We start from the raw sequence: 25,354 nt of genomic DNA, 5'->3' as shown, positions 1-25,354 counted from the left end.
TTGGCATGACCGAATACGCCTGGCCCGCCACGCTGCGCCCGTCGCGGCTGAGCTTCTACCTCCAGCACAACACGCTGCGCTTCGTCTCGCCGGTCAGCCGCGCCACCCAGGTGCTGCGCCGCGATGGCGCCCGCTGGATCGCCGAGGCCAGCTTCGATCCCCTCAACCGCATCCAGGCCGGCGTGCTGGAGGGGCTGCTCGCGGCCCTGGCGGGCTCCGCCAACACCGTCCGCATCTGGGACTGGCGGCGCGAGTACCGCACCGGCGATACACGGAGCCAGGGCGAGGTGCCCGCGGGGCCGTACTCCTTCTCCGACGCCACCATCTTCACCGATGGCACAGGCATGGTCGTGGGCTCGGGCACGCCGTCGCTCGCCGCCGGTGCCGCGCGCGGCGCCCTCTCCCTCGCCACCCAGGGCTGGTGGCCGAACGCGGTGGCGGTCGGGGCGGGCGACCATATCGGCCTCGCTGGCCGGCTCTACATGGCAACCGAGACGGTGGTCGCCTCCGGCACCGGTACGGCAACCATCTCGATCGCCCCGCCGCTGCGCGCCGCGGCGTCGCTCGCCGAGCCGCTGGTGCTGACCACGCCCACTGTCGCCATGCGGCTCGCCAGTGACGACGAGGGGATAAACCCCACCCGGCCGGGCCGCTTCACCGCCATCACCATCCGCCTCGAGGAGGCGCTGCCATGACGGAGGGCATCACTGCCACGCCGCGCCTCTCGCCCCAGGCCGCCGCGGCGGCGACCGCGCCGGTGGCGATGCCGGTGGTGCTGGTCGAGCTCGACTTCGCCTCCGGGCCCATCCGCGCCTGGACCGGGCTTGGGCCGCTGCAGTGGGCCGGCGTCACCTACGAGGGCATGGGCACCATCGGCGCCGTCTCCGATATCGAGGAGACCGCCGAGTTGCGCGCCGTGCGCATCACCTTGACGCTGTCGCCAGTCCCTCAGGAAGTGGTGGATATCGCGCTCGCCGAGCAGTCCTTTCGGCTGCGCCCGGCGCGGCTATGGGGCGCGCTGCTCGATGCCGAGGGCGCCTTTGTCGCCGACCCGTTCCCCCTCTGGGCCGGGCTGATGGACACCATGCAGGTGGTGGACGGCGCCGAGCCCAGGATCTCGCTCACCTGCGAGAGCCGCCTCGTCGACCTCGAGCGCGCCGAGGTGCGGCGCTACACCGACGCTGACCAGCAGGCGGAGTATCCGGGGGACCGCTTCTTCGAGTTCGTCCCCGCCCTGCAGGAGGCGGAGATCCGGCTGCCGGCCAGCTGATGGCGCGGCAGCCGGACTGGCACGCGCGGCTGGCAGCCCTGCTGGCCGCGGCGGAGATGCGCCCCTTCGATGCCCATCGCTGGAACTGCGGGCGGTTTGCCTTGGCCGCAGTGCGCGCCAGCACGGGCCGGATCCCTGCCTGGCGCAGCCTGCCCTCGTTGGAGGCCACGGCCGATAGCGCCGGCTTCCCGCGCATCCCGCCGGCCTTCGCGCGGGCGGGGGACGTCGTGCTGGCGGGTGACCCGCCCCGCCTCGGCGTCGTCGTCGATGGCGGGCGCGCCGCCTTCGTCGGCCCCCGGGGCCTGGTCCGCGCCCCGCTCACCACCTGCACCACTGCCTGGCGCATCGCCTGACGCCCCGGAGGACTGCGCCCGATGCCTGCCGCCGTCCCCCTCATTGCTGTCGCCGCTGCCGGCGTCGCCTCCGCTGCGGTCGGCGGTGGCATCATCGGTGCCGTGGTCGGCGCTGGCGCTGCCTTCATCGTCTCCGCCATCGGCCAGTCGGTCTTTCCGCAAAAGCAGAAAAAGCAGGCCAGCCTCAGCCCGCAGGCGGCAGCGATCGCCGGCTTCGACGCCGGCCAGCCGGGCGCCGGCCGCACCCAGGCCTTCCGCCAGCCGGTCACCGAGCACCAGCTCGTCCTCGGCCGCTGCAAGGTGTCCGGGCCGATCGTCTTCCTGCACTCGGCGACCGACGATGAGGGTCGCGCGGACGGCTACTTCTATTCCGTCGTCGTGCTCGCCGCGCACCGCGTCCGTGCCATCGGCGAGGTATTCCTCGGCGACAAGGTGGAGAGCGATGGCTCGCTCGCCGGGCTGGTCCGCATCGACCGGCACCTGGGGGAGCCAGACCAAGCGGCCGACGCCAATCTGATCGCCGAGACCGGCGGCCAGTGGACCAGCGACCATCGCGGCCGTGGCCGCGCCTATGTCGCCGTCCGCCTCAAGCTCACCGCCGAGGCCTTCCCCGCCGGCCCGCCCAACATCGCCGCCATCGTCGAGGGTGCCGACACCATCCTCGACCCGCGCACCGGGATGGTGGGCTGGTCCGATAACCCGGCCCTGCTGCTCGCCTGGTACCTCACCGCTCCCTTCGGCTGGCGGGCGTCCTGGGCCGACATCGACATCCCGGCGCTGATGGCCGCCGCCAACATCTGCGACGAGCTGGTTGGCACCCGAGACGGGATCTACGAGCGCCGCTACACCGCCAACGGCGTGCTGTCGCTCGCCGAAGGCAAGATTGCCATCACCCGCAAGCTCGCCGCTGCCATGGCCGGTGCGCTGGTGGTCTCCGGCGGACGGTTCTTCATCCATGCCGGGGCGCCGGCGCTGCCGGCCGCCACCCTGACCTCGGACGATCTCCGCGGCGACGTCACCATCCAGGGTGCGCGGCCGCGGCGGGATCTCTTCAACGGGGTGCGCGCCGTCTACGTCGAGCCCGCCGCCAACTGGCAGCCGACCGACGCCCCGCCGCTGCTGGCCAGCAACTACGTCGCCCAGGACGGCGGCGAGATGATCTATCGCGACCTCGAGTTCCCGCTGACCACCTCGGTCAGCACCGTCCAGCGGCTGATGAAGGTCGAGCTGGAGCGCAACCGCCGCCAGCGCACCGTGGCCTTTCCGGCGAACCTCTCGGCGTTGCGGCTGCGGCCGTGGGAGGCGGCGACGGTCGCGCTCGACCGCCTCACGCCCTTCCCGGCGCGGGTCACCGCCTGGTCGCTCGCCGCCGAGGGCGGTGTCGATCTTACCCTGGAGGAGGAGGACCCCGCGGTGTGGGACTGGAACCCGGCGGTGGATGAACGCGCCACCGGGAGCAACCCGGCCGTGGTGCTGCCGAACCCGGGCGTCATCGCCGCACCGGCCAGCATCGCGGTGGAGACGCCGCAGGTGACCGCCTTTGCCGTCCTGGCCGTCTCCTGGGCCGCGGTCGGCTCCTCGCACCTCGCTGGCTACCAGGTCGAGTTCCTGCCGGCTTCCGTCGCGGCCTGGCAGGGCTACGGCGGGTCTCTGGGCGCCACCGCCGCGGCCATCCCCACCGCCGAGCCCACCGGCTTCCGGGTGCGCGCGGTGGCGCGCAGTGGCGCGGTGTCGGGCTGGCGGCAGGCCCTCGTCCCCGCCGCGGTCGCGGCGCCCACCGCCGCGGGTATTGCCGGCGGCATCCGGCTCTCCGGGGGCTTTCCGGCCGACGCGGTGAAGTTGCAAGTATTCGAGGCGACGACCAGCAGCCTCGCTGCGGCGACGAAGCTGCCGGCGGAGCCGACCGGGCTCTTCTGGGACCGCACGAGCCTCAGCGCCGGCGACACCCGCTGGTACTGGCTGCGCACCGTCTCCGCCGAGGGCAACGTCTCGACCCTGGCCGGGCCGGTGACAGCGACCGCGCTGTAGGGACATCCACATGCCTGCCCGCATCGACGACCTGCTGGTGCTCGACACCGCGGTCAGCAAGACCGACCTGGCGAAATACCTGCGCGACCGCGAGACGGTGCTGCCGTCCGACTTCGGCGGCCTCGGTGACGGTGTCGCCGATGATCGCGCCGCCATCCAGGCGGCCTTCGACCGCGCCGCGGCCGACCAGAAGTTCGCGGTCATCCCGCCGGGCACCTGGAACGTCTCCGCCGGCGTCGCCCTCGGCGGCGGCGCGCGGGGGCTGATCATGCACGGGATCATCCGCTACACCGGCACCGCTCCGGCGACCGTGCTGACGCTGGGCGATGGCGGCACTGTCCGCAACGGCGAGAAGCACTATGCCGGGCTGCAGGTCACCCGGCAGACCCAGTCCGACTGGCTCGACGAGGCCGACATCGGCATCCTGGTGCGCAACATCGACGCCTCGGTGGTCGAACTCCGCCTGGTGTCGGGCTTCACCATCGGCATGCGGACCCTGGGCGACGGCCGCGGCGTCGAGGACAGCACCTTCCACCTCGGCCGCATCCTCAACAACCGCATCGGCCTCGACATCCGCTGCGCCACGGCGACCGCCTGGAACACCTCGATCCGCTACTATGGCGGGCACTTCGCCATCGCGACCGGAATCAACCCCAGCCTGGACCGCTTTGGGATCCGGCTGTCTAGGGCCGACGGCGCCTACAACAACCACAACCGGCACGTCTTCGACGCGCCAAACTTCGAGCTGCGCCAGCTCGAGCCGAACGTCGCCATTCCCTTCCTGAACGAGACCAGCGGCTCGGCGATCATCGGCCGGGCGCTGCGCATGGAGGCTTGCTCGCCGATCGTCGCACGGCACACCGCCGCGGCGCAGGATTGCGAGTATGAGGTGGCGTGGAGCAACACCTACCAGGTCGGCATCGACTACGCCGCGACCGCGACGCGCTGCGGCAACACCGTGATCAACCGCCATCGTGCCCCGGCCTCGCGACATCTGCGGCTGCTCGGCTCCGTGCCGAATGTCCGGGCCAGGGCCTTTCGGCACAGTGCGACGGAGATCGGCGTCGAGGGGCTGGCGGTGGTCGCGACCTCGACCACCAGCGCCACGACGCTGGCCGGGCTGTCCTTCAACGGCCTGGACGACATCACGCCGACCGCGCGCGGGCTGCTGCTCGCGGCGCAGCGGGGGCTGGCCTTCGTGGTGGAGTGCGGGCAGGCGAAGGAGTTCGCGCTGGTGCATTCGCTCGTCGGTGGCGCCGACGGGGGGCGGATCTTCGTGCGCTGCTTCGATGCGGCGATGAATGTGCGCGAGAACATCGCCGGCGACGCGCTGGCTTCCATCACCACGTTGCTGTGGAACGTCCCATCGAAAGCCTGGACCGGTGGTGCCGCCATGGCCGACGCCTCCCTGAACAAGCGCATGACGGTGCGGCTCGGGCCCGGCGTGGCGTTCGCGCAGATCGGCATCGTCGGCTTTGACGGGCAGATCGAGGTCGAGGCACTGCGCCTGTATGGTCTGCCAGAGGCCGCGCCGGCCCTGCTCTGCGGCACGCCAACCCTTCCAGTAGGGCTGCGGGAGTTCGCGGCAGAGGTGGCGTGGGATCTGCCGAGCCTCGAACCTGGGGCGACCAGCCTGCTCGACGTCACCGTCAATGGTGCGCGGCAGGGAGACCTCGCCTACGCGGCGCTGGCGTCCTCGACGCGCTTCATCGAACTCGACGCCACCGCATGGTCCAACAACACCGTGCGTGTGATGGCCAGGAACATCTCGCCGGCCACCTTCGATCTGGGCCCGGCAACGCTGTCGGTGCAGGTGACCAAGCGGCGGGCGCCGTAAGCGCGATGGCGGGTGCGGCACCGCCGTGTCCGCACCCGCCTCCAACCATGCAGCCGGCCCTATGGCGACCGGCCTGGTGGGCACCAGCGGGTTCGCCGCCATCCCCACCACCGCCCTCGATCCGCCTCACCGTGCGGCGTCTCCGGCGGTCCCCGCGCTTTCGGGTCCGGGTCCCCGTCGATGAGGACCGTAGTGGAGGCACCGCCGATTGGTCACGCCTCGCGGAGAACGGGGAGATTCTTGCTGAAGGACGCCGATTCCGATCCGGATAACGGCGCTGCCTGTGGGCGCCATTGCCGTCCTCATGGTCAGCAGTGCTTATCGGCACGTGGAAGTGCAGCTGTCGGCAACGCTTTGCTGGGCAGCTCCGGGGCGCGTGGATCGTCGCTGCCGGCGGCAAGGCGCCGCGACCACGCTGCGGCGTTCCTCAACCTCGTGCAACGCCAGCAGCAGTCTACAGCCCGACGACAGCGTCTCGGCGCCGAAGCAGGCGATAATCTGCTTGCCTGGGACCAGTGACAGGCTCGGCAAGGGCCCGTAGCTTCGTTCGTGGCGAGCATGATCTCGGGAAACGGCGTGTTCCGCTCCGCGTGGGTGTTCCAGCGCTACAGCAACGACCCGGCGTTGCTCCGCCTGGAAGCCGATGCGCGCTCCTCGCGTCGTGGCCTACCCGCCGGATCTCAGTCGGACCGCTGTGCCTCCTCGACGAGCCACTCCTTATAGAGCCCCACGGCTCTGGCCTTCGGTCCGCCGATCCTGCAACGACGTGAAAATGGCGCGTACCGCACCGCTGAAAGGCAATGGGGCTGTGCAGAACGCCCTTGGCGATGTCATCCCCGAAGAAACGCCGCGATGCCGATCGCGATACCGATGCCTTCCACCACCGCCTGGAAACTCAGATTCAGGGTCTCAAACTGCGGTCCGCGGGTAGGGTCGACCCCGTCGAGTCCGATAGCCACCGCCGGATCAGCCGTGGACTGGCGGTAGGCTCGCAGCCAATTCCTCCAGGCACCGGGCAGAGGCTTCGAATGGACGAGGACCTGGCTCGCCAGGTGCCGCGCCTTCTGGGCCTCCGTCTCGCATCCCGCGAAGAGGCCAAACGAGATCGCCGAAAGACCTGACGTACAGAAGCGGTTCGACGAACTCGGGCTTCGCGCATTGCCGGGAAGTCCTGCCGATACGGCTCAGGCTGTCGCCGCGGACGTCGAGCGCTACCGGCGGATTATCGCTGCGACCGGTCTGCGCCGGGAGTAGGCGCGTGACCTCAATCGTCGGCCGGTAGGAGCGGTGAGAGGCAGCTCCTGCCGGTTCAGCAGCGGGGCGTGCCGAATGGTGGGGGACAGATCCGCGACGATGATCTCGGGCGGCCGAGGGAACCCCAGCACTGTCCGCATTGCTGCACTCGTACGGGACGGAATGCGGACCAGCGATCCAGACAGCTTGAGGGTCCGGCTGCTTCTCGGTCGCGGCTGGTCGGTAGGGCACCCAAAATTTTCCGGCCTCGGACACCTCCATCTCAAGCCTCGGGGTGTCCACGAGACCGCGGCCAACTTCAGGTTGATACGAGCCCGAGAAACTGGAGCGATTGAAGGTAGAGCTTTCGGTGCCGGGAGTCTCCTGGGCCGGGAGGAGGGGATCCGATGAAAGCGTCGAAGTTCAGTGCCGCTGAATCAGCCCTCGAGTTGATTGGACAACAGCCCCCGACTTCCGCAGGGGTTGGAGGATGATCGTGCCCAATCAATTCGGGGGCTGTCCCGTACGCCGGCTGCGGCATCCGGACCGTAGGCGCGCGCGCTCAGTTCCTCGGTGGTGCGACCGGTTGCAGCGTCCCACGCTCAATGCCGTCCCGCCTGACACTGGGCAGCGGCCGCAGCCCATCCGGACGCAGGTATTGCGGGTTGGCCTCGAACAGTCGCGCCCAGGCTTGGTCGGCGACCGCCTCCGCCTCGCGGATCACCTTGGCTTCGTCGAGGGTCAGCACCTTCCCCTCCCGCATGACCCAGCGCCCGTCCACCATCACGTCCTCGACGTCGCGCGCCTGGCCCTGGTGCACGAGGATGGAGACAGCCCGCAGGAACGGCGCGAGATGCGCCCGGTCGGTGCGGATCATGATGAAATCCGCGAGCCTGCCCTCGCCGAGCCAGCCGCCATCCGCCACGCCCATGGCGGTGTAGCCGTTGCGCGTCGCCCAGCGCAGCGCTTCCTCCGGCGTCGGGTTGCGCCCGTCGCGGCGCCGGATGCGCTCCATGAAGAGCCCGGTGCGCATGACCTCGACCATGTCCTCGGCCATGTTGTCGCTGCCCATGCCGACATTGCAGCCGGCCTCGACCAGCTCGCAGACGCGCGGGCTGAGGCCGCGCCGCGCGGCGATGGCGGAATTGAAGGCGACATGCACGCGGTGCTTCCCGAGGATGCGTTCCTCCTCGTTCGTCATGCAGCGGCAATGCGCCGCGACCAGCCGGTCGTTCAGGAAGCCGATGCTTTCGAGGAACTGGCTTGGCAGCATGTTGTGATGCGCCTGGATGGCGGCGACCTCGCCCCAGATCTGGTTCAGGTGGATCGTTCCGACCGTATCCAGCCGGTCCTGCAACGCGCGCACCTCGCGCAGCAGCTCGGGCGAACACATGTCCGGCGCCCAGGCGGAGACGCCGACGCGCACGCGCCCCTCGCCGGCGCCGTCCCAACGTGCGTGCAGTTTCTCGATGCGCCGCAGCCCGGCCTCGCCGAGGGCGGCGTCGCGACGGAATTCGGACGGGTCGCCGATCGACGCGCCGGCGCGGTCCCAGGCGCGCTCGGCGAGCACCAGGCGCAGCCCGGTATCGACCATGTCCTGCGCATAGTTCTCGATGTTGACCGCGTCCTCGAGCAGCGCCGTGGTGCCTGACCGGATCGCCTCCAGCGCGCCGAGGCGGCACATCGCAGCCTGCTCGGCCGGTGCTAGGGCCGGCAGCGGGATCGGCGAGAGACCCCCGCAGAAGGGCGGCTCATGCGGCGGGGACAGGTCCTCGAACACGCCGCGCGCCAGCGTCATCACCAGATGCGTGTGGATGTTGGCGAAGCCGGGGAAGACGGCCCGCCCGGTGGCGTCGATCGTCTCGGCGCCGGGATGGCGGGCCGCGACCTCCGCGTCGGGACCGATGGCGACGATGCGGTTCCCCGACACCGCGAGTGCGGCGCCGTAGTGGATCGTGTCGGCATCGTCGCCGGTCACGATGGTCGTGTTGCGAATGAGCAGGGTCATGGCGTCAGTTCACCTCGATGTGGGCATCGCGCACAAGTTGAGTCCAAGAAGCACGCTCCCGGCGCATCCTCGCGTCGAGTTCGGCGCCCGGGGTGAAGGAAACGACCGAGCCCATGCCCGTCGGCCGATCGCGAATCTCGACTTCGCCCATCACCGCGCGGAAGGCGTCTCGAGCAGTTGCCGTCGGTCCGGCGGGATGCCGGCCGGCGCGGTGACCGCGTTGAAACTCATCACGGACCAGTCGAAGCCTTGCTCGCGCACCGTTGGGACATTGGGCAATCCCGGGTGCCGCTCGGTGCCGGAGATCGCCAGGATGCGGACCTGGCCAGCCTCGTGGACGCTTCGATGCGCGCCGCGCTTCCCTCGCTGAGAAAGAGCGTTCGCTGCGCCGGCGGGGTGCACGCCGTGTCGCCACTGCCAAATGCAGCGGACGGCATCATGACGGCGGAGGCTGCCGCGGTTTTCAGTGTCGGTGGCGATGCGGCAGCCCCGGCTTGCGATCGACCCGCCATTGAGCAACGATGAAAGATGGCCTTGAATCTCCGTGCCTTGGCCCTGTTCAAGGAGATCTACTGGTCCGGCAGCATCACTGGCGGTGCGGCGCGTACGGGCGTATCGCAGCCTTCCGCCAGCCGCATGCTGCGGCATCTGGAACAGCAACTCGGCTATACGCTCTTCGAACGAAGCGAAGGTCGGATCCGCCCGACGCAGGAAGCGCAGATCCTCATCCAGGAGGTGGACGCGGTCTTCCTCCGCGTCGAGCAGACCGCCTCGGTCGCCCGGCGCCTCGCGCGCGGCGCTGGCGAACGCATCGCGGTCGTCTGCGTGCACATGCTGGCGACATCGTCGCTGCCTCGCGTGATGGGCCGCCTGCATCGGCGCTTTCCCGGCCTCGAGATCGAACTCGACACCAAGGGGCAGGCAGAGCAGGTCAACCTGCTTCTGAGCCGCGGCGCCGATGTGGGCATCGCGACCGGGCCGGAACCGCCGCCGAGTCTCGCGTCGAGGGTATTCGGGCGATCGCGCCTCGTCGCGGTGCTGCCGGCATCGCACCCACTGGCGTCGCGAGAGGTCGTGATGCTCGACGACTACGCACGCTATCCCTGCATCCTGGGATCCGATCGGGATCCGCTCGGCGGGCTGGCAAAAAGCCTGTTCGCCCGCCATGGCATCCAGCCCAACGTGAAGCTGACCATCGGCTCGCCGCTGTTCTGCTACGAGGCCGTGCGTACCTTCGGCCATCTGGCGATAGCGGGACCGATGACCACTGCAGCCATGGGCAAGAGTCCGGGCATCGCGATCCGGCCCATCGAGCCTGCCGCCGACTACGCCATCTACGCACTCTGGAACGTCGGCGCCGCACCGAGCGCCGCCCGCGACGCCTTCCTGGCGCTGTTGGCCGAGGATCTGCAACCCTTGCTCGACGCCTCCAGCCAGGCGTCGCCCAGGGAGGCGGCGCGGACCCGCAAGGCACCTGTGGCCCGGCGCCGTGCGCGATAGCGTGCCCATCAGGCTTTCTCGATGTTCCAGTAGAGGACGGCCGGCGCGGGAATGAGGCCCTTCAGCCCTTCGCGATAGGCAATGGCGTTGCGGTACTGGCCGAGGGGGATGGAGGTCACGTTCTCAATGTGTAGACGGTTCAGCTCCGTTAGCAGTGCAGCCCTGCGCGTCGCGTCAGTCTCGAAGGTCCATTCGTCGGACTTGGCGTCGATGCGGCGGTCACAAGGCCAACCGAAGCCGGCACGCTCGCAGTTTCGGACGAAATTGTTCGTCAGCGGCGTCGAGATGCCAGTCATCGTCGCGTTGGTGGCGTAGATGTTCCACCCGCCCTGATCCACCGGCGCCCTTGAGGATCGCCGCGCCACCAGCGCGCTCCAATCCATTGCGAGCAGGTTCACGTTGGCGCCAATGCTGCGCAGCGCCTCGGCCAGCATCAAAGCCGGGGGGTGCAGTGTCGGGTTGTCGGCCGGATCCATGACCAGGATCGGCCGTCCGTCGTAGCCGGAGGAGGCCAGCAGGGCGCGAGCGCGGCCCAGGTCATAGGCCGGCCAGCCGAGCTCCTGCCATCGCGCGTCCTCGTTCGGTCTGCAGCCGAAGACCGCCGCGCATTCGCGCCAGGGACTGCCGTCGCCGACCGTCGCCTGCATGAACTCCGACTGGCGGATCGCCGTCATCAACGCGCGCCGCGCCTCGATCTTGTCGAAGGGCGGATGAAGGTGATTCAGCACGGCAAAGAGCCCATAGCCGAGCGGATCGTTCGTACCCACCGTCACGCCACGCGATCGCCGCAGCAGGCCGAGCAGATCGGGTGACGGAGATTCGAGGATGTCGAACTCACCGGTGATGAGGCCATTGGCGGCCGTCGCAGCGTCGGGAGTGTATATCAGCTCGACTCGATCGACTTTCGCGACCTTCCCGCCGGCAGCGCGGCTCGCGGGTTCGGATCGCGGTACGTAGCGATCGAAGCGCTCGTAGACGACCTTAGCGCCTGGCACCCATTCGCCGGCGATGAAGCGGAACGGACCGGAGCCAACCATCTCCCGTATCTGCGTATTCGGCGACGTATTGGCGAGGCGCTCGGGCATCATAAAGGGCACGTTGCTGTCGATCTTGCCCAGCGCCTCAAGCACGAACCCGACGGGACGCCGCAGCACCAAGCGGAAACTGCGTTCATCCAGCGCGTCGAGCGAAGCGGTGACGGACATGAGCGCCTGGCCCATGCCGTCGCGCGCGCCCCAGCGCCGGATCGAGGCAACGCAGTCGGCTGCCCGCACCGGCGCGCCATCGTGCCAAAGCAAGCCTGACCGTAGCGTGAAAGTCCAGGTGAGCCCGTCGGCGCCGACGTCATGGCTCTCGACCATCTGGGGCTGCGGCACATCGTTCTCATCGAGACCGAAGAGCGTATCCCAGACGAGGTAGCCGTGGTTGCGCGTGATGTAGGCCGTGGTCCAGATCGGATCGAGGATGCGCAGGTCGCCAATCGGTACTGCGCGGATCACGCGGCGATTCTGTGCCGAAGCTGCTCTGCTGAGCACGAGCGGGCTCGCCATGGTGCCGAGAAGCAGGTCCCGTCGCGCGATGCTCATCCTGTATCACCTTTCTGTTGGCGGGTACTGGGCCCGCTGCGTCATGGCGCCGGGCTGAAGCCGGGAGGAACTTCCAGGTCGGGGCGGTCCTGTAACAGACGTGCCCATGCACGACGCGCGATGCGGTCGGCTTCGTCGACGATGGCGGCCTCGTCCATCGTCAGGACGGCGCCGTCGCGCATGATCCAGGCTCCGTCCACCATCACCGATTCGATGTCCGCGGCCTGGCCCTGATGCACGAAGGTGGAAGCCAGCCGCATGCGCGGCACGAGATGCGGTCGATCCGTGCGCACCACCACGAGGTCGGCCTTCATTCCTGGCGCAAGTACGCCGCCGTCGGTCGTGCCCATGGCGCGGTAACCGTTTCGCGTGGCCCAGCCAAAGGCCTCCTCGGGCGTTGGCTCGCGGCCGTCAGTGCGGCGGATGCGCTCCATGAACATGGCGGTACGCGTCGCCTCGACCATGTCCTCGGCCATATTGTCGGTGCCGATGGAGATATTGCAGCCGGCGGCCTGCAGCGCGGCTATGCGGGGGCTCAGACCACGCCGCGCGGCGATGCAGGAATTGAAGGCGACCGAGGCGCCCGAGCGGCCGAGCAGGTTCTCCTCGCTGCACGTCATGCAGCGGCAATGCGCGGCGATGACGCGATCGTTCAGGAACCCCTCGGCATGGAGGTATTCGGTGGGCAGGCAGCCACGCTCGCGCTGCACCGCCGCGACCTCGCCCCAGAGCTGGTTGAGGTGGATGGTGCACACCGCGTCGAGCTTCTCGCGCAGGCTGGAGATGCGGTTCAGCAGCCGCGGCGAGCACATGTCCGGCGCCCAGGCGGCGAGGCCGACGGCGATCCTGCCGCCGCGTGCTCCATGCCATTCGGCATGCAACCGCTCCATGCGCTCCAGCCCCGCGTCGGCCAGCGCGTCCGAGGCCTCGAACGGCTCCACCCCACCAATATTGCCCACCGCCTTGTCCCAGGCGCGCTCGGCGAGCACGAGGCGCAGCCCCGTATCGGCGAGCTGCCGGGCGTAGCGCGCGATGCCGATATTGTCTTCGAGCAACGCGGTCGTGCCGCTGCGGATCGCCTCCAACGCCCCGAGCTGGCACATCACCGTGTGCTCTTCGTCGGAGAGGCGCGGCAGCGGCAGGCGATTCACCGCATCAAAGGGCGGCGCGTTGGGCGACGACATGTCCTCGAAGATGCCGCGCGCGAGGGTGAGATGCAGATGAGTGTGAGTATTGGCGAAGCCGGGCATCACCGCCCGGTTCCGCCCGTTGATCACCGTGGCCGCCGGATATCGCGCCAGCAGCTCTGCCGAAGTGCCGATGGCGGCGATCCGGTCAGCTTCAATCGCGATGGTGCTACCATGGTGGATGGTGCCGGCCGCATCCCCCGTGACGATCGTTGCGCCGTCAATGAGGATGGCCGGCTGCATCAGCGTGTCGCCGGGCGAAGGGACATCGCCATGGTCCGCTCGTCGTTCCGGCCCTCGTAGATCAGGCCGGAGCGGGCCGCCCAAATGTTCACCTGATGATGCAGCGGGACAATGGCGCGATCCCCGATAGCGAGGCGCGTCGCCTGGCGGTAAAGCTCCTCTCGGGCAGGCGGCTCGAGCGTGGCCAATGCCTGGTCCAGCAGGCGATCCATCGCGGGATTGCTATAGCCCGAGCGATTGGACGCGCCACGGCCGCGCGCCGGATCGCGCGCCGCGACGAGGGAGGCCAGGGGGCTGTCCGGCTCACCCGTGCCGGTGCCCCAGCCGGCCAGTCCGATGCTGAACTCGTCGCGCGCCGAACGGGTGAAATAGGCGCTGGTGGGCAGGGCCTCGACGCGCGTGCGAACGCCGATGCGCGTCCACATCTGCGCGATGGCCTGCAGGATCTGCGCGTCGTTCACGTAGCGGTCGTTCGGACCGTGCAGTGTCACGGCGAAGCCCTGCGGGAACCCGGCTTCGGCCAGCAGGCGCTGCGCGGCCGCCGGGTCGTAGGCATCGGGCCTCAGGCCGGGGTCGCTGCCCATCGTGCCGTCGGGCAGGAACTGGCCGGAGGGCGACGCCTGGCCATCCATGACCTGCGCCACGATCGCCGGGCGGTTGATCGCCATGGACAACGCCTGCCGCACACGCGGATCGCGGAGCGGGTTGGTGGCGAGACGATTGCCGCGTAGGTCGGTAACGAAGGGCGTCTGGTCGCGGAACTGATCGAGGTAAAGGTAGATATTGCGCACACCCGGCTTGCTGAACACGGTCAGTCGGGAATCCGCCGCGAGGTCGCGCGCGTCGCGCGTCGGCACCTGGTCGATCAGATCGACGTCGCCAGCCTTGAGCGCCGCAATACGCGTGCTGTCATTCGCAATGAGGCGGACGGTGACGCGGCTCCAGGGTTGGGCAGGCCCCCACCACTGGTCGTTGCGCTGGAACACAGCGCGATCGCCGGCGACATAGGAGACGAGGCGGTAGGGCCCGGTGCCGATGGCGGCGCGCCCGCTGTTGTAGTCGGCGGTCGCGGCCCCCTCGCCGGCGCGGCGACCGATCATCGGCAGAGCAGCCATAAAGGCCGGGATCAGGGGCGCCGGTTCGGCGGTGACAAGCCGCACGGTGCGCGGGTCAACCACCACAACTTCCTGCACCGGGCGCGTGTAGATCGCGTAGCCGCCGGGACCGGTACGCAATGCCGAGACCCGCGCGATGGTGAAGGCGACGTCATCGGCCGTGAAGGGCGTGCCGTCGGGGAAGCGGGCGTCATCCCGCAGGCGGAACTCCCAGGTGGTGGGCGAGATCGCGGACCACGACAATGCGAGCGCCGGTTCCGGCCGCAGATCGGCGTCCGGATTCACCAGTCGATCGAAGATGTGCTGGGTCAGTCCGCTGTTCGGCGTCAGGTTGTGGAAATGCGGATCCAGCGAGGTGAAGGCACCGCCGACGGCGATCGTCACATCGTTGGCGGCGGCCGGCAGCGCCATGAGGCCCGCGGAGAGCAGGGCGGCAACGCGAAGCGAAGTACAGGTCATGTCTGCTACCTTGCCACTCACGCGTCGAGCCACTGCAGCCCACCGGGCGGCGGAGGAATGTCGGGGTTCTTCGCCATCATCCGTTGCCAGACGCGTTCCGTGACCTTCTGCGATTCCTTCAGCAGCGAGGCCTCGTCGAGCGCCAGCACCTTGCGGTCGCGCATCAGGAAAACGCCGTCGGTCATCACCGAGTGGACGATCCCCGGGTGCCCGTAATGGACGATATTGGACACGAGGCGGATGATCGGACGCATCGCGGGCACGTTTAGGTCGATGATCGTCAGATCCGCCTTCTTGCCGACTTCGATCGACCCGATCTCCGCTGAGGCACCGACAGACCGTGCCGCGTTGCGCGTTATGCCATCGAGCAATGCCTGAGGCTGCGGGTTCACGCCGCCTTCCCTGGCGCGACCGCGGCCACCGCGGTGCACGATGAGCCCGATCTTGAGTGCGTGGAACATGTCCTCGGTCATGTTGTCCGTGCCGATGGCGATGTTGATGCCGGCATCGCGGATCAGCCCGACCGGCGCCGTGTGCGGGCCACGACGCGAGGAGTTTGCCGGGCAATGCACCATCTGCGTGCCGCGGGAAGCGAGGAGCTCGACATCCGAGGCCGAGCAATAGGTCCAGTGGGCGCCCACCAGCTCGGGGCCTAGGAAGCCCTCGCGATCCAGGTATTCCGCGGGCGTCAGGCCGTAGGCCGCCTTCACGGCGTTGATCTCCTCGACGCTCTGCGCGAGGTGCACGGTCCGCGTCAGGTCGTGCTTGCGCGCGAGTTGCATGAGTTGGTCGAGCATCCAGGGCGAGCAATTGTCCGGCGCATGCGCCGCGATCTGGATGCGTAGACGGTCGTTGTGCGTACCGTGATAGGCCTCGATGCCGCGGATGGTGCGATCCAGGAAGACCTGGCCGAACTCACGATCGACCGAGTAGTCGCCCTGGCGGATCTTCAGCGTGTTGATGTCGGCGCAGTTTTCCGAAACCCAAAGCCGGAGCCCGGTCGCCGCCATGGCATCCACATAGGACGGCACGTGGCGGAACGGATCGACGAGCGTCGCGCAGCCGCTTCGGATGGCTTCGAGGCAGCCGAGCTGCACCATGATGGCGCGCTCTTCGTCCGACATCTCGTAGGAGACAGGGGACATGTAGCCGTAGACGGCGTTGCCGTCCCAATCCTCCACGGTACCGCGCAAGACGGTCAGCGCCGTGTGCGTGTGCGCGTTGATGAACCCCGGTAGCACAGCAAGGCCTCGGGCGTCGAAGCGCTCGAAATTGGCGTAAGTCTTCTCGAGCTCGCTGCTGGGGCCTACGGCAACAATGCGGTTGTCGGCGACAGCGATGGCAGCATGTTCGATGATGCTCCGATCGTCGTCGCACGTTAGGATCACCGCACCTGCAATCAGGATGCTGGTCATAATTGGGGGCGCTCCATCACGCTAACCAAAGACGAGAGCGGCCGAGGTCTATGCCGCGTATGACAAGTGTTCATCGCGTGCCGCAATTCGTCCAATGCGAATTTGAGATCCGGACATAGCAACAGGCTATGCTGCGCACCATGGCTCGACACGAATTGCCTCAGGGCCCGAACCTGGGCAATCCTGGGCCACTTCGCCAGAGACTTTCAGTTCCCGGTTTCCATCGCTGCTCCATTCTTCTCTCTCACAACCTTTCTCTCCTGGTCAGGACACCGCGCTGAGGCGCAGGTTTGGCAAGGGTTCGCGCGCGGACCTTGATGGTTCGACGGCGCAACTACCGAGCTTTTTCGGCCGGAGAGAGCGGAGAGTCTCCGGACCTTGAGGGTAGGCCGATTTTACCCTCAAGCTTAGGCTGTTGAGAGCGAACGGTATTTTTCCAATGGTGCTCGGGAAATTCAGTAACTCAGTCGCCTGAGCAATGCTTCATTGATGCAAACCGTTGATTCGGTCCCAACATTTGAGCCGACGCGTTGGCGTCGCTGAATTCACGAGCCTGGATTGCTGATGGACGACAAAGACCGTGTCTTCGCCCGCTTCAAGGATGAGAAGTCCGCGGCGACTGGACGTCGCGAGACGCTGACCGTTCGCAAGCGAGCCGGCGCATTGGGCAGCCGGGTGGTCGAGGTGGTCCGCGTGCGGTCCGGCGGCGCCGTTAGAGACAGGCCAAAGCGACAGGATCCCTATGTCCGCGCCGCATCCTGGGACGGTGGTTTCCCGACGAAGCAGACGTCGAGCGGTTCGATGGCCAACGAGCCGGCAGGTCCGGAGGTTGCTCAGCCCGTTGGCCACGTCATGCCCGCCTGGGGGCCAGCGGCGGCGGAGGCTGGTGCGGCCAGTGCAGAAGAGCCTGTCGCTGCGCCGCGTCGCGGTCGCGGGCGGCCTCGCAAGCATCCGGTTGGGCAGCCCGTAGCGACACTCCCTGCTACAGCGAGCGCTGAAGAGCCTGTCGCGGAGCCGCACCGTAGCCGAGGGCGGCCTCGCAAACAGCCTGGCAGCCCGCCGACGCGACGCGTCGCAGATCCGTTCGACATCGAGGACTGCGGCGCGAACTGCATGCGCTGCGGCTACGCCGTCGAGCCGGCGCGGGAGAAGCGGGGCCTAATGACGTGTGCGGAGTGCGGGTAAGGTCGGGCTTACGGCGCGGCGCAAGGAGGTTCGCACTTCGCAGCAACTGACAGCACCGCCCAATTCAGAACATATAAAGAACTCCACGCCCTATCATCCTTATCGGTGGCGGTTGCGCGTTCGCGTGGCTCTACGGCGTCATCGATGTTTTTTTGCCGAGTTGGATGAGTTGACTCCGGAGGATTGGTATCGGGCCTCGATGAAGCGCACGGCTGCCTCGACGCCGTCTTCGTCGCGTATCGCATCGCCGAGCAACCGGGCGCGGTGCCGCATGGCCTGGTCTTCCATCGCGGCGATGGCGGCGGCGAGCCGATCGGCCGACAGCGTCCTCCGGTCGAGCGGGGGCGGGCCGACACCGAGGGCCGCGACGCGTCTTCCCCAGAAGGGCTGGTCGCCGAAGAAGGGACAGATCGCGCAAGGCTTGCCCGCCCGAAGCGAAGCCGCGGTGGTGCCGGCACCGCCGTGATGAATGGTTCCCGAAACGAAGGGGAACAACCTGTCGTGCGGCGCCGCATCGATCATCCGCGCCTGCGGCGGCAGCGTCTCCGCCGCCAGGGCGCCGCCGCCGCTCGCGAGCAGGCCGCGTTTTCCAGTCCTGGCCAGCGCCTCCAGCACGATGGCCGTCAGCCGCTGCGGATCCAGGCCAGGCATGCTGCCGAAACCGACATAGACCGGCGGCTCGCCGTCGGCGAGGAAGGAGGCCAGGGCCTCAGGTGGACGCCAGTCAGGATCGTCGAGGAACCAGTAGCCGGTGACGCGCACATCCCGGCCCCAATCCGGCGGGATGGGAACGACATGCCGGCTGTAGGCGTAAAGGGTGCCGGAGGGCTCGGGCGGCGGGCGGGGGCGGGCGGGTAGTTTGAGGGCCTCCATCCTCCAGGTCCGGATGGTTCCGGCGAAGACGACGTTGGCGCTCCCCATCACCAGCGCATGGCTCGCGCGGTTGAACGGCCCGAGCGAGGCGAAAGGCAGCAGCGGGCTGGGAAACGCGGCGGTCGGGGTGAGGCCTGGCAACGGCGAGGCGAGGATGCGGGGGCACGACAGCGCCTCGGCCATGTGCCGCGAAGCCAGCGACTTCGGATGATGCACGATGACGTCGGGGGCGAACCCCATCACGGCCGCCCATTCGGCGTCCAGCAGGCGCCGCATCATCGGAACGATCTGCCTCAACAGCCTCAGGCGGGTGAGGACGCCGTGGCCGCCGGCGATCGCCGCCTTGCCGGCAGGCGTGTCGATCAGCGCCAGGAGTTCGGCCGGCAGCGGGGCGAACGCCAGCCCATGTCGCGTGACCATCGTCTCGAACTGGGCAGGCCCCGCGATCTGCACGTCGTGCCCCCGGCGCCTCAGCCCACGCGCAAGCGCGACATAAGGCTGCACGTCGCCCCGCGTGCCGAGCGTCTGGATCGCGATGCGCATGGGTGTCGGCTCCGGATCCCGTCGACCGGTAGGTCTACAGGATCTCACCTGCCCAGGCCGCCCCGATGATTCGCGGCGCGGCTCGAATGGTGGCGCGGTTGATGGGCCCTCGGACGCCGACGAGGTCGTGCGCCGGGTCAGGTCGTTCCTGTCCGTGGAGTCGTCGCCGGAGGGATCGACCGGGCGCCCGTCGCCGTGCTGCGGGGAAGATGCAGGGTCGCCGCCACGCCCCCACCTGGGGCCTGCCCGATCCGGAGCCCGCCTCCGTGCAGCGCCGCGAGATCGGATGCGATGCTCAAGCCGAGCCCGCTGCCCGGTGTGCGTTCGTCGAGACGGACGCCGCGCCCGACCACGGCATCGCGCTCCGCCTCCGGGAGGCCCGGCCCATCGTCGGTGACGGTGATGACGACCTCGCTGCCCGCCGCGGCGACCGCGACCCCGACGCGGGCCGCGGCCCATTTGCAGGCATTCTCCATCAGGTTGCCGAGCACCTCGGTGAGGTCCTGCGGGTCCATCGGCACGCGTACGCCCGCATCGCCGGCGACGGAGATGTCGAGGCCGCGATCGGCGAAGAGCCGTCGGAGCGCGCAGGCCACCTCCTCGGCGACCGCACGGGGCGCGACGCTCGTCGAGGTCGCCGCGCCGGCCAGCGCCGCCGTCCGGGCGCGTGCCAGGTGATGCTGCACGAGCCGGTCCAGCGCCGCCGCCTCCGTCCGCGCCTGCGCGACATCGGGGCGCGGCGCGTCGAGCGCGTTGCGCAACACCGCGAGCGGCGTCTTCAGCGCATGGGCCAGATTGCCGACATGCGCCCGCGCGCGTTCCACCGTCGTTCGGTTCGCCGCGATCAGCGCATCCACCTCGGCCACCAGGGGCGCGATCTCGGCCGGGGCCGCGATGGCGAGCCGCTCGCGCCGCCCGTCCCGCACCTCGGCCAGCGCGCGACGCACGCGGCGCAGCGGCGCCAGGCCGGTGATGACGGTGGCCACCACGCCGGCCACCAATCCCGTCCCCAGCAGCGCGAAGACCAGCGCCAGCACGGTGCGGAGCCGGCCGATCTCCGCGAGCGTGGGCGCCAGCGACAACGCCACGGCGAGATGCGCCGGCGCCGCGGCGCCGGGCAGCACGACGTCGCGTTCTGCCAGGCGCAGCGGATCGCCGCGCGGGCCGGCGATGTCGCGCAGCCGGATGCCAGGTCCGGCACCCGCGGGCAGGGTCGGCAATGTCTGATCCCAGAGGGACCGCGAGGTGGCCGGCGCGCCGCCCGGCGCCGCCACCTGCCAGTAGGCGCCGGAGAAGGGTCGATCGAAATCGGCCCCCGAGGGCGCGCGGACGACGGCGACGCGCCCGTCCGCATCCACAGCGACGGCGGCGGCCGCGGCATCCAGCAGGGCCGTGAGGCGCGCGTCGAAGGCCGCCTCCACCTGCCGGATCGCGACATCGGTGACGAACCACGCCGCCGCGCCGAGGCCCGCCGCCACCCACAGCCCCGCCGCGAGCGCGAGGCGCAGCGTGAGGGAGCGCGGCCATCTCATGCCGCGGCCAGCCGGTAGCCCTGCCCGCGCAGCGTCTCGATCATCCCGTCCCCGAGCTTCCGCCGCAGCCGGCCCACCATCACCTCGAGCGTGTTGCTGTCGCGGTCGAAATCCTGCGCGTAGAGATGCTCGGTCAGTTCCGTCTTGGACACCACCTGCCCGGCGCGCAGCGCGAGATAGGCGAGCAGCCGGTATTCGAGGCCGGTGAGGCGCACCGGGACGCCCTCCAGCAGCACGCGCTGCGCCGCGGTGTCCACCACCAGGCGGCCGAGCGCGATCTCCGGCGACACATGCCCATGCGCGCGCCGCACCAGCGCCTGCAGCCGCGCGACCAGCTCCGGCATGACGAAGGGCTTTGCCAGGTAGTCGTCGGCCCCGGCATTGAGGCCCGCGACCTTCTCGGACCAGGCGTCGCGCGCCGTCAGGATCAGCACCGGCATGGCGCGCCCCGCCGCGCGCCAGCGCTTCAGCACCGTCAGCCCGTCGAGCCGCGGCAGGCCGAGGTCGAGCACCACCACGTCGTAGGGTTCGGTCTCGCCGAGGAACTGCGCCTCCTCCCCATCCGCCGCGAGATCGGCGACGAAGCCGGCCTCGGCCAGCGCATCGCGCAGCTGCGCGGCGAGCGGCGCATGATCCTCGACGATCAGGGCGCGCATCAGCGCCGTTCCTGCACCGGGCCGCGGGTGCGGATCACCTCACCGGTCGCGGCGTCGAGCTTGATCTCGAAGACGCGGCCGGAGGGCGGCAGCAACTTGAATTCGTAGATCCAGCGCCCGTCGTCGCGCTCGAGCTCGGTCTCGATGACGACGCCGACATAGCGGCGTTCGATTTCGGCCAGCAGCGTGGCGAGCGGGCGGATCTCCCCGGCCGCGAGGGCGGCGCGCGCGCGTTCGTGGTCGCGCCGGTCGTCCGCCCGAGCAACAGGCGCGGCAAGCAGGACGGCGGGAAGGAGAAGCAGGGCGCGGCGCATGAGGCGAGGCTGGAGGATCCTGGCTGAACCGCCGCTGAACGGCCGGATCAGCGGCGGTTCAGGTGGGCCGCGACAGAGTGCGCGCCGTTGCGGGGATGCCGCAACCGAAACGCCATCAGGAGATTGCCATGACCCGTCTCGTCCGCCCTGCTGCCGCCCTCGCGCTGGCCCTGGCCGCTGCGATGCCCTTCGCGCCGGCCCAGGCGTCCGATCGCGACAGCCGTCGCGCCGAGGAGAGCCGCGCCGTCGCCGCCGCGCGCGTGGACGCCGCCGCGGCGATCGCCGCCGTCCGTGCCGCCGGCTATGGCCCGGTTCGTGACCTGGAATGGGATCACGGCCGCTGGGAAGTGAAGACGACCGACGCCGAGGGCCGCCGCGTCGGGCTCTACGTGGACGCGAGCACGGGCGCCGTCGCCCGCCGCGGCCACTGACGGGAGCGCCCTGAGGATGGCCGCGCCCGTCGACACCGAGCCTCACGGCGTGGCGGCGCGCGCCATCCAAGGGGCGTCTGCCCTTGTCGCGCCGGCGGCCTGGGTGGTCGGCCGCACGATGGAGGCGTTTCCGCGTGGCGGTGGCCGCGACCTCGCCACGCAGGTCCATGACAGCCTCGCCTCCTGACGGTCCCGCGCCACGCCGCTGACGGCCGCGGCGTTGCCTGTCTTCCCGATCAGCGCCGACGACGGCGCCCTGCCTTGCCCTTGCCCTTGCCTGGGGCCTTGGGGCGCTTGCCCTTCGGGGCGACGGGAACCGGCTCGGCCATTGGGATGCCGGCGCCTCCGGCATAACGCTGCAACGTCGCGCCCGCCGCGAGATGCGGATAGGCCTTGTGGCCTTTCGGCCAGGTCTTCGCGAAGGCGGCGACCTCGGCCTGGTCATGCCTGCGGATCGTCTGCACGAGGTAGGACACCACCTGCGCCGGCCTCAGCTGCCGCTCACGCAGCAGGCGAATGTGCCATTCGCGCGCGCGCAGAGGGCACCAATCCACCAGCGCTTCCTGCAGGGCCTGGCGAACCTCCGCGGGAAGTTCCTCATACGCGCGATAAGGGTCGCCCTTCAGCCTGCTGTAGGGGCGCGTCGCCATGCTGTTGTCCATCGCCGGCTTCTAGCCAAGGGAAGGGCTTCCGGGAACCGCAGCGCCAGGAGCGCGGCGCTGGGCACCCATGCGGTCCCTGTCGACGGGGCTGCTGACCCTGACGTCGCTTCACAGGCGCCGTTCATCGGTCACCGGGGCGGCTCCGCGCGGAGGCCGGATGCCCGCTGGCGTCCCCCGTCCGACGCGTGGTGTGGGTGCTCCGGTGGCAGCCCGGGCAGGGTCCGGACCGCATTCCCGCGAATGCGCTTGAGTACTTCTTATCATAAAGATATCTTTATGATGCGTTGGTCCCGCGCGAGCGGGTGAAAAGGGAAGTCCGTGCGGGCAGGACGCCAAGCGTCTCGCCCAAGTCGGACGCTGCCCCAGCAACTGTCGGCGGGAAGCCCGCCGGTCCGTGCCGCCCCTCCGGGCGGCGCCACTGCGCAAGCGGGAAGGCAGGACCGGCGGCGCGGGGCGCAAGCCCCGCCCCCGCGAGCCAGGAGACCTGCCCGCGCCGTGCACCCCGCCAGCGGGGGCGCGCCACCCCCACGGCCGGGCTGGGTGCCCCGGGCGACGGAGACCAAGTGCGATGACGATCGCCGCGACGCTCGGCTACCCGCGTATCGGACCACGCCGCGAACTGAAGACGGCCCTCGAAGCTTTCTGGGCCGGCCGGCTCGACCAGGCCGGATTGCAATCCACCGCCGCTGCGCTGCGCGCCGGCGCCCGCGCCGTGCAGCAGGGCAGCGGCATCAACCACGTGCCGTCGGGCGACTTCGCCCTCTACGACCACGTGCTCGAAACCGCCTGCGCCTTCGGCCTGGTGCCCGCGGGGTATGGCTGGTCGGGCGAAGGGCCCGTCTCGCTCGCGACCATGTTCGCACTCGCGCGCGGCGCGCGCGGGACCGCGGCGGAGCGCGCGGCCGGCATTCCCGGCGATGCCGTCGCGCTCGAGATGACCAAGTGGTTCGACACCAACTACCACTACATGGTGCCGCGCCTGTCGGCCGCGATGCGCCCGCGGCTCATCGACAATCGCTGGGCGCGCGCGCTGCGCGAGGGGTTGCAGCACGGCACGCGTACCCGTCCCGTGCTGCTCGGGCCGGTGTCGCTGCTGCTGCTGTCGAAGACGGAGGACGGGTCCCATCCGCTCGACCTCCTGCCGGCGCTGCTGCCGGCCTATGCCGATGCGCTGCGGTACCTGGCCGAAGCCAGCGCCGCCTGGGTGCAGATCGATGAGCCCTGCCTCGTCACCGACCTCCCGCCCGGCGCCGCCGACGCCTACCGCATCGCCTTCCGCGCACTCGCCGAGGCGGCGCCGGGTCTGAAGCTGCTCCTGACCACCTATTTCGAGGGGCTGCGCGACAACCTCGCACTGGCCGCGTCCTTGCCCGTCGCGGGGCTGCATGTGGACCTCGTGCGCGCGCCCGCGCAGCTGCCGGACGTGCTGGCGGCGCTGCCGCGCGACCGCTGGCTGTCGCTCGGCGTGGTCGACGGGCGCAACGTCTGGCGCACCGACCTGCGTGCGGCGCTCGCGCAGCTCCGCCAGGCCGAGGCGGCCGGCTTCGCGAAGCGGCTGATGGTGGCGCCCTCCTGCTCGCTGCTGCACGTCCCGCACAGCGTGGCGATGGAGACGGCCCTCGACCCCGCGCTGCAGCGGCGCCTCGCCTTCGCGAACGAAAAGCTGAAGGAGGTCGCGACCCTCGCCCGCGCGGTCGACGAGGGCGAGCGCGCCGTCGCCGCCGTCTTCGAGGACAGCGACCGTGCGCTGGCCGAGGCTCGAGCGGATGCGCGGCTGCACGACGCCGCCGTCGCCGCGCGCCTCTCGGCGGTCACGCCGGCGATGGAACGCCGCGCCAGCCCTTATCCCCGGCGCGCGGATGTCCAGGCGGCGCGGCTGGGGCTGCCGGACCTGCCGGTGACCTCGATCGGCTCCTGGCCGCAGACCGCCGAGGTGCGCAGCCTGCGCGCGCGCCGCGCCCGCGGCGAGATCGACGGGGCCGCCTACGACGCGGAGATGGAGCGGCTGACGGCGGAGGCGGTGCGCTGGCAGGACGAGATCGGCGTGGACGTGCTCGTCCACGGCGAGTTCGAACGCAACGACATGGTGAAGTACTTCGGCGAGCAGCTCGCGGGCTATGCCTTCACCAAGCAGGGCTGGGTGCAGAGCTACGGCAGCCGCTGCGTCGCCCCGCCGATCATCTGGGCGGATGTCGCGCGCCCCGCGCCGATGACGGTGCGCTGGTCGGCCTTCGCCCAGTCCCTCACCGACAAGCCGATGAAGGGCATGCTGACCGGCCCGGTGACCATGCTGCAATGGTCCTTCGTGCGCACCGACATCCCGCGCGAGACCGTCTGCCGTCAGATCGCGCTCGCCATCCGCGACGAGGTGGCGGACCTCGAGGCCGCCGGCATCCCGATCGTCCAGATCGACGAACCGGCCTTCCGCGAAGGGCTTCCGCTGCGCGAGGCGGACCGCGCCGACTACCTGCGCTGGGCGGTGGCGTGCTTCCGCCTCTCGGCCAGCGCGGTGCGGGACGACACGCAGATCCACACCCACATGTGCTACGCGGAGTTCAACGACATCATCGAGAGCATCGCGGCGATGGATGCCGACGTCATCTCGATCGAGACCGCGCGCTCCGACATGGAACTGCTGCAGGCCTTCGCGGTCTTCGACTACCCGAACGAGATCGGGCCGGGCGTGTGGGACATCCATTCGCCGCGCGTCCCTCCGGCCGAGGAAATGGCACGGCTGGCGGAACGCGCCGCGGCCCGCATCCCGCGCCGCCGGCTCTGGCTCAACCCCGATTGCGGCTGCAAGACGCGCGGCTGGGCGGAGGTGAAGCCGGCGATGGCGAACCTCGTCGCCGCGGCACGGAGGCTGCGCGCCGAGGCGGTCTGACGCGGCATCCCGCGCCCCTGTCATCCCGGGGCGCGGGCCA

The 25,354-nt window shown here is 69.8% G+C and carries 20 protein-coding genes and 1 riboswitch; of the genes, 9 read left to right on the top strand and 11 right to left on the bottom strand.

What is annotated here, in order from left to right:
• Nucleotides 1-5: 5 nt before the first annotated feature.
• Genes GWK16_RS06440 through GWK16_RS06420 form a run of 5 tightly spaced genes read left to right on the top strand, consistent with a single transcriptional unit; the run spans nt 6 to nt 5,488 of the window.
• Nucleotides 6-695: a hypothetical protein gene (locus tag GWK16_RS06440; RefSeq protein WP_170053132.1), complete on the top strand. Its 690-nt coding sequence runs from the start codon at nt 6-8 to the stop codon at nt 693-695.
• Nucleotides 692-1,270: a hypothetical protein gene (locus GWK16_RS06435; RefSeq protein ID WP_170053131.1), complete on the top strand. Its 579-nt coding sequence runs from the start codon at nt 692-694 to the stop codon at nt 1,268-1,270. The genes GWK16_RS06440 and GWK16_RS06435 overlap by 4 nt, the downstream gene beginning before the upstream one ends.
• Nucleotides 1,270-1,623, top strand: a complete 354-nt coding sequence (locus tag GWK16_RS06430) for a DUF6950 family protein (RefSeq protein WP_170053130.1) — start codon at nt 1,270-1,272, stop codon at nt 1,621-1,623. Before GWK16_RS06435 ends, GWK16_RS06430 begins: the two co-directional genes overlap by 1 nt.
• Before the next feature lie 21 nt (nt 1,624-1,644).
• Nucleotides 1,645-3,651 (top strand): phage tail protein, encoded by a 2,007-nt coding sequence (locus GWK16_RS06425; RefSeq protein ID WP_170053129.1) that lies wholly within the window; start codon nt 1,645-1,647, stop codon nt 3,649-3,651.
• A gap of 10 nt (nt 3,652-3,661) precedes the next feature.
• On the top strand, nt 3,662-5,488 hold the full coding sequence (locus GWK16_RS06420; RefSeq protein ID WP_170053128.1) for a hypothetical protein: 1,827 nt from the start codon (nt 3,662-3,664) through the stop codon (nt 5,486-5,488).
• Nucleotides 5,489-7,283: 1,795 nt separating this feature from the next.
• Here GWK16_RS06420 and GWK16_RS06415 read toward each other — a convergent pair.
• Entirely contained in the window at nt 7,284-8,729 is a 1,446-nt protein-coding gene (locus GWK16_RS06415; RefSeq protein ID WP_170053127.1) for an amidohydrolase family protein, read from the bottom strand.
• Nucleotides 8,730-8,879: 150 nt separating this feature from the next.
• Nucleotides 8,880-9,248 carry a tripartite tricarboxylate transporter substrate-binding protein gene (locus GWK16_RS06410; RefSeq protein WP_170053126.1) on the bottom strand — a complete coding sequence of 123 codons (369 nt, stop codon included), beginning with the start codon at nt 9,246-9,248 and terminating at the stop codon, nt 8,880-8,882.
• A gap of 30 nt (nt 9,249-9,278) precedes the next feature.
• On the opposite strand from GWK16_RS06410, the gene GWK16_RS06405 reads away from it, so the two are divergent.
• Complete coding sequence (locus tag GWK16_RS06405; RefSeq protein ID WP_170053125.1) at nt 9,279-10,229, top strand: LysR family transcriptional regulator; 951 nt, start codon at nt 9,279-9,281, stop codon at nt 10,227-10,229.
• Between the two features lie 8 nt (nt 10,230-10,237).
• On the opposite strand, the gene GWK16_RS06400 is transcribed toward GWK16_RS06405, so the two are convergent.
• From GWK16_RS06400 to GWK16_RS06365, 8 genes are all read right to left on the bottom strand, one after another.
• Nucleotides 10,238-11,815, bottom strand: coding sequence for an ABC transporter substrate-binding protein (locus GWK16_RS06400; protein ID WP_170053124.1), 1,578 nt, complete (start codon nt 11,813-11,815; stop codon nt 10,238-10,240).
• Between the two features lie 41 nt (nt 11,816-11,856).
• On the bottom strand, nt 11,857-13,245 hold the full coding sequence (locus tag GWK16_RS06395; RefSeq protein ID WP_170053123.1) for an amidohydrolase family protein: 1,389 nt from the start codon (nt 13,243-13,245) through the stop codon (nt 11,857-11,859).
• The gene (locus GWK16_RS06390) at nt 13,245-14,771 is read right to left on the bottom strand and encodes an ABC transporter substrate-binding protein (protein ID WP_248291200.1); all 1,527 of its coding nucleotides are present in this window, start codon (nt 14,769-14,771) and stop codon (nt 13,245-13,247) included. The genes GWK16_RS06395 and GWK16_RS06390 overlap by 1 nt, the downstream gene beginning before the upstream one ends.
• 65 nt (nt 14,772-14,836) lie before the next feature.
• Nucleotides 14,837-16,234: an amidohydrolase family protein gene (locus GWK16_RS06385; RefSeq protein WP_170053122.1), complete on the bottom strand. Its 1,398-nt coding sequence runs from the start codon at nt 16,232-16,234 to the stop codon at nt 14,837-14,839.
• Between the two features lie 1,323 nt (nt 16,235-17,557).
• Nucleotides 17,558-18,835, bottom strand: a complete 1,278-nt coding sequence (locus GWK16_RS06380) for a glycosyltransferase (RefSeq protein ID WP_170053121.1) — start codon at nt 18,833-18,835, stop codon at nt 17,558-17,560.
• Nucleotides 18,836-18,972: 137 nt separating this feature from the next.
• Entirely contained in the window at nt 18,973-20,367 is a 1,395-nt protein-coding gene (locus tag GWK16_RS06375) for a sensor histidine kinase (protein ID WP_170053120.1), read from the bottom strand.
• A complete protein-coding gene (locus GWK16_RS06370) occupies nt 20,364-21,023 on the bottom strand; it encodes a response regulator (RefSeq protein ID WP_170053119.1) in 660 nt (219 codons plus the stop codon). The genes GWK16_RS06375 and GWK16_RS06370 overlap by 4 nt, the downstream gene beginning before the upstream one ends.
• Nucleotides 21,023-21,337 (bottom strand): PepSY domain-containing protein, encoded by a 315-nt coding sequence (locus GWK16_RS06365; RefSeq protein ID WP_170053118.1) that lies wholly within the window; start codon nt 21,335-21,337, stop codon nt 21,023-21,025. Before GWK16_RS06365 ends, GWK16_RS06370 begins: the two co-directional genes overlap by 1 nt.
• 128 nt (nt 21,338-21,465) lie before the next feature.
• Here GWK16_RS06365 and GWK16_RS06360 point away from each other — a divergent pair, with 128 nt between their 5' ends.
• Complete coding sequence (locus GWK16_RS06360; protein WP_170053117.1) at nt 21,466-21,768, top strand: PepSY domain-containing protein; 303 nt, start codon at nt 21,466-21,468, stop codon at nt 21,766-21,768.
• A 16-nt stretch (nt 21,769-21,784) separates the two neighbouring features.
• Nucleotides 21,785-21,955: a hypothetical protein gene (locus GWK16_RS06355; protein ID WP_170053116.1), complete on the top strand. Its 171-nt coding sequence runs from the start codon at nt 21,785-21,787 to the stop codon at nt 21,953-21,955.
• A gap of 49 nt (nt 21,956-22,004) precedes the next feature.
• Here GWK16_RS06355 and GWK16_RS06350 read toward each other — a convergent pair whose 3' ends face one another.
• Complete coding sequence (locus tag GWK16_RS06350) at nt 22,005-22,418, bottom strand: DUF6525 family protein (RefSeq protein WP_170053115.1); 414 nt, start codon at nt 22,416-22,418, stop codon at nt 22,005-22,007.
• Between the two features lie 280 nt (nt 22,419-22,698).
• A riboswitch (cobalamin riboswitch) is annotated at nt 22,699-22,936 on the top strand.
• Nucleotides 22,937-22,998: 62 nt separating this feature from the next.
• On the opposite strand from GWK16_RS06350, the gene metE reads away from it, so the two are divergent.
• Nucleotides 22,999-25,314 carry a 5-methyltetrahydropteroyltriglutamate--homocysteine S-methyltransferase gene (gene metE, locus GWK16_RS06345; protein ID WP_170053114.1) on the top strand — a complete coding sequence of 772 codons (2,316 nt, stop codon included), beginning with the start codon at nt 22,999-23,001 and terminating at the stop codon, nt 25,312-25,314.
• Nucleotides 25,315-25,354 lie beyond the last annotated feature (40 nt).

This window comes from Neoroseomonas marina (assembly GCF_012927745.1).
GTDB lineage: Bacteria > Pseudomonadota > Alphaproteobacteria > Acetobacterales > Acetobacteraceae > Neoroseomonas > Neoroseomonas marina.
Note: the sequence above shows the minus strand (reverse complement) of the source record. Positions and strands in the feature narration are given on the sequence as shown.

What these genes read in the sequence shown, in the direction of transcription:
- GWK16_RS06440 (WP_170053132.1), top strand. Translation starts at nt 6, where the DNA reads ATGACCGAATACGCCTGGCCCGCCACGCTGCGCCCGTCGCGGCTGAGC.
- GWK16_RS06435 (WP_170053131.1), top strand. Translation starts at nt 692, where the DNA reads ATGACGGAGGGCATCACTGCCACGCCGCGCCTCTCGCCCCAGGCCGCC.
- GWK16_RS06430 (WP_170053130.1), top strand. Translation starts at nt 1,270, where the DNA reads ATGGCGCGGCAGCCGGACTGGCACGCGCGGCTGGCAGCCCTGCTGGCC.
- GWK16_RS06425 (WP_170053129.1), top strand. Translation starts at nt 1,645, where the DNA reads ATGCCTGCCGCCGTCCCCCTCATTGCTGTCGCCGCTGCCGGCGTCGCC.
- GWK16_RS06420 (WP_170053128.1), top strand. Translation starts at nt 3,662, where the DNA reads ATGCCTGCCCGCATCGACGACCTGCTGGTGCTCGACACCGCGGTCAGC.
- GWK16_RS06415 (WP_170053127.1), bottom strand. Translation starts at nt 8,729, where the DNA reads ATGACCCTGCTCATTCGCAACACGACCATCGTGACCGGCGACGATGCC.
- GWK16_RS06400 (WP_170053124.1), bottom strand. Translation starts at nt 11,815, where the DNA reads ATGAGCATCGCGCGACGGGACCTGCTTCTCGGCACCATGGCGAGCCCG.
- GWK16_RS06395 (WP_170053123.1), bottom strand. Translation starts at nt 13,245, where the DNA reads ATGCAGCCGGCCATCCTCATTGACGGCGCAACGATCGTCACGGGGGAT.
- GWK16_RS06390 (WP_248291200.1), bottom strand. Translation starts at nt 14,771, where the DNA reads ATGGCGCTGCCGGCCGCCGCCAACGATGTGACGATCGCCGTCGGCGGT.
- GWK16_RS06385 (WP_170053122.1), bottom strand. Translation starts at nt 16,234, where the DNA reads ATGACCAGCATCCTGATTGCAGGTGCGGTGATCCTAACGTGCGACGAC.
- GWK16_RS06380 (WP_170053121.1), bottom strand. Translation starts at nt 18,835, where the DNA reads ATGCGCATCGCGATCCAGACGCTCGGCACGCGGGGCGACGTGCAGCCT.
- GWK16_RS06375 (WP_170053120.1), bottom strand. Translation starts at nt 20,367, where the DNA reads ATGAGATGGCCGCGCTCCCTCACGCTGCGCCTCGCGCTCGCGGCGGGG.
- GWK16_RS06370 (WP_170053119.1), bottom strand. Translation starts at nt 21,023, where the DNA reads ATGCGCGCCCTGATCGTCGAGGATCATGCGCCGCTCGCCGCGCAGCTG.
- GWK16_RS06365 (WP_170053118.1), bottom strand. Translation starts at nt 21,337, where the DNA reads ATGCGCCGCGCCCTGCTTCTCCTTCCCGCCGTCCTGCTTGCCGCGCCT.
- GWK16_RS06360 (WP_170053117.1), top strand. Translation starts at nt 21,466, where the DNA reads ATGACCCGTCTCGTCCGCCCTGCTGCCGCCCTCGCGCTGGCCCTGGCC.
- GWK16_RS06355 (WP_170053116.1), top strand. Translation starts at nt 21,785, where the DNA reads ATGGCCGCGCCCGTCGACACCGAGCCTCACGGCGTGGCGGCGCGCGCC.
- GWK16_RS06350 (WP_170053115.1), bottom strand. Translation starts at nt 22,418, where the DNA reads ATGGCGACGCGCCCCTACAGCAGGCTGAAGGGCGACCCTTATCGCGCG.
- metE (WP_170053114.1), top strand. Translation starts at nt 22,999, where the DNA reads ATGACGATCGCCGCGACGCTCGGCTACCCGCGTATCGGACCACGCCGC.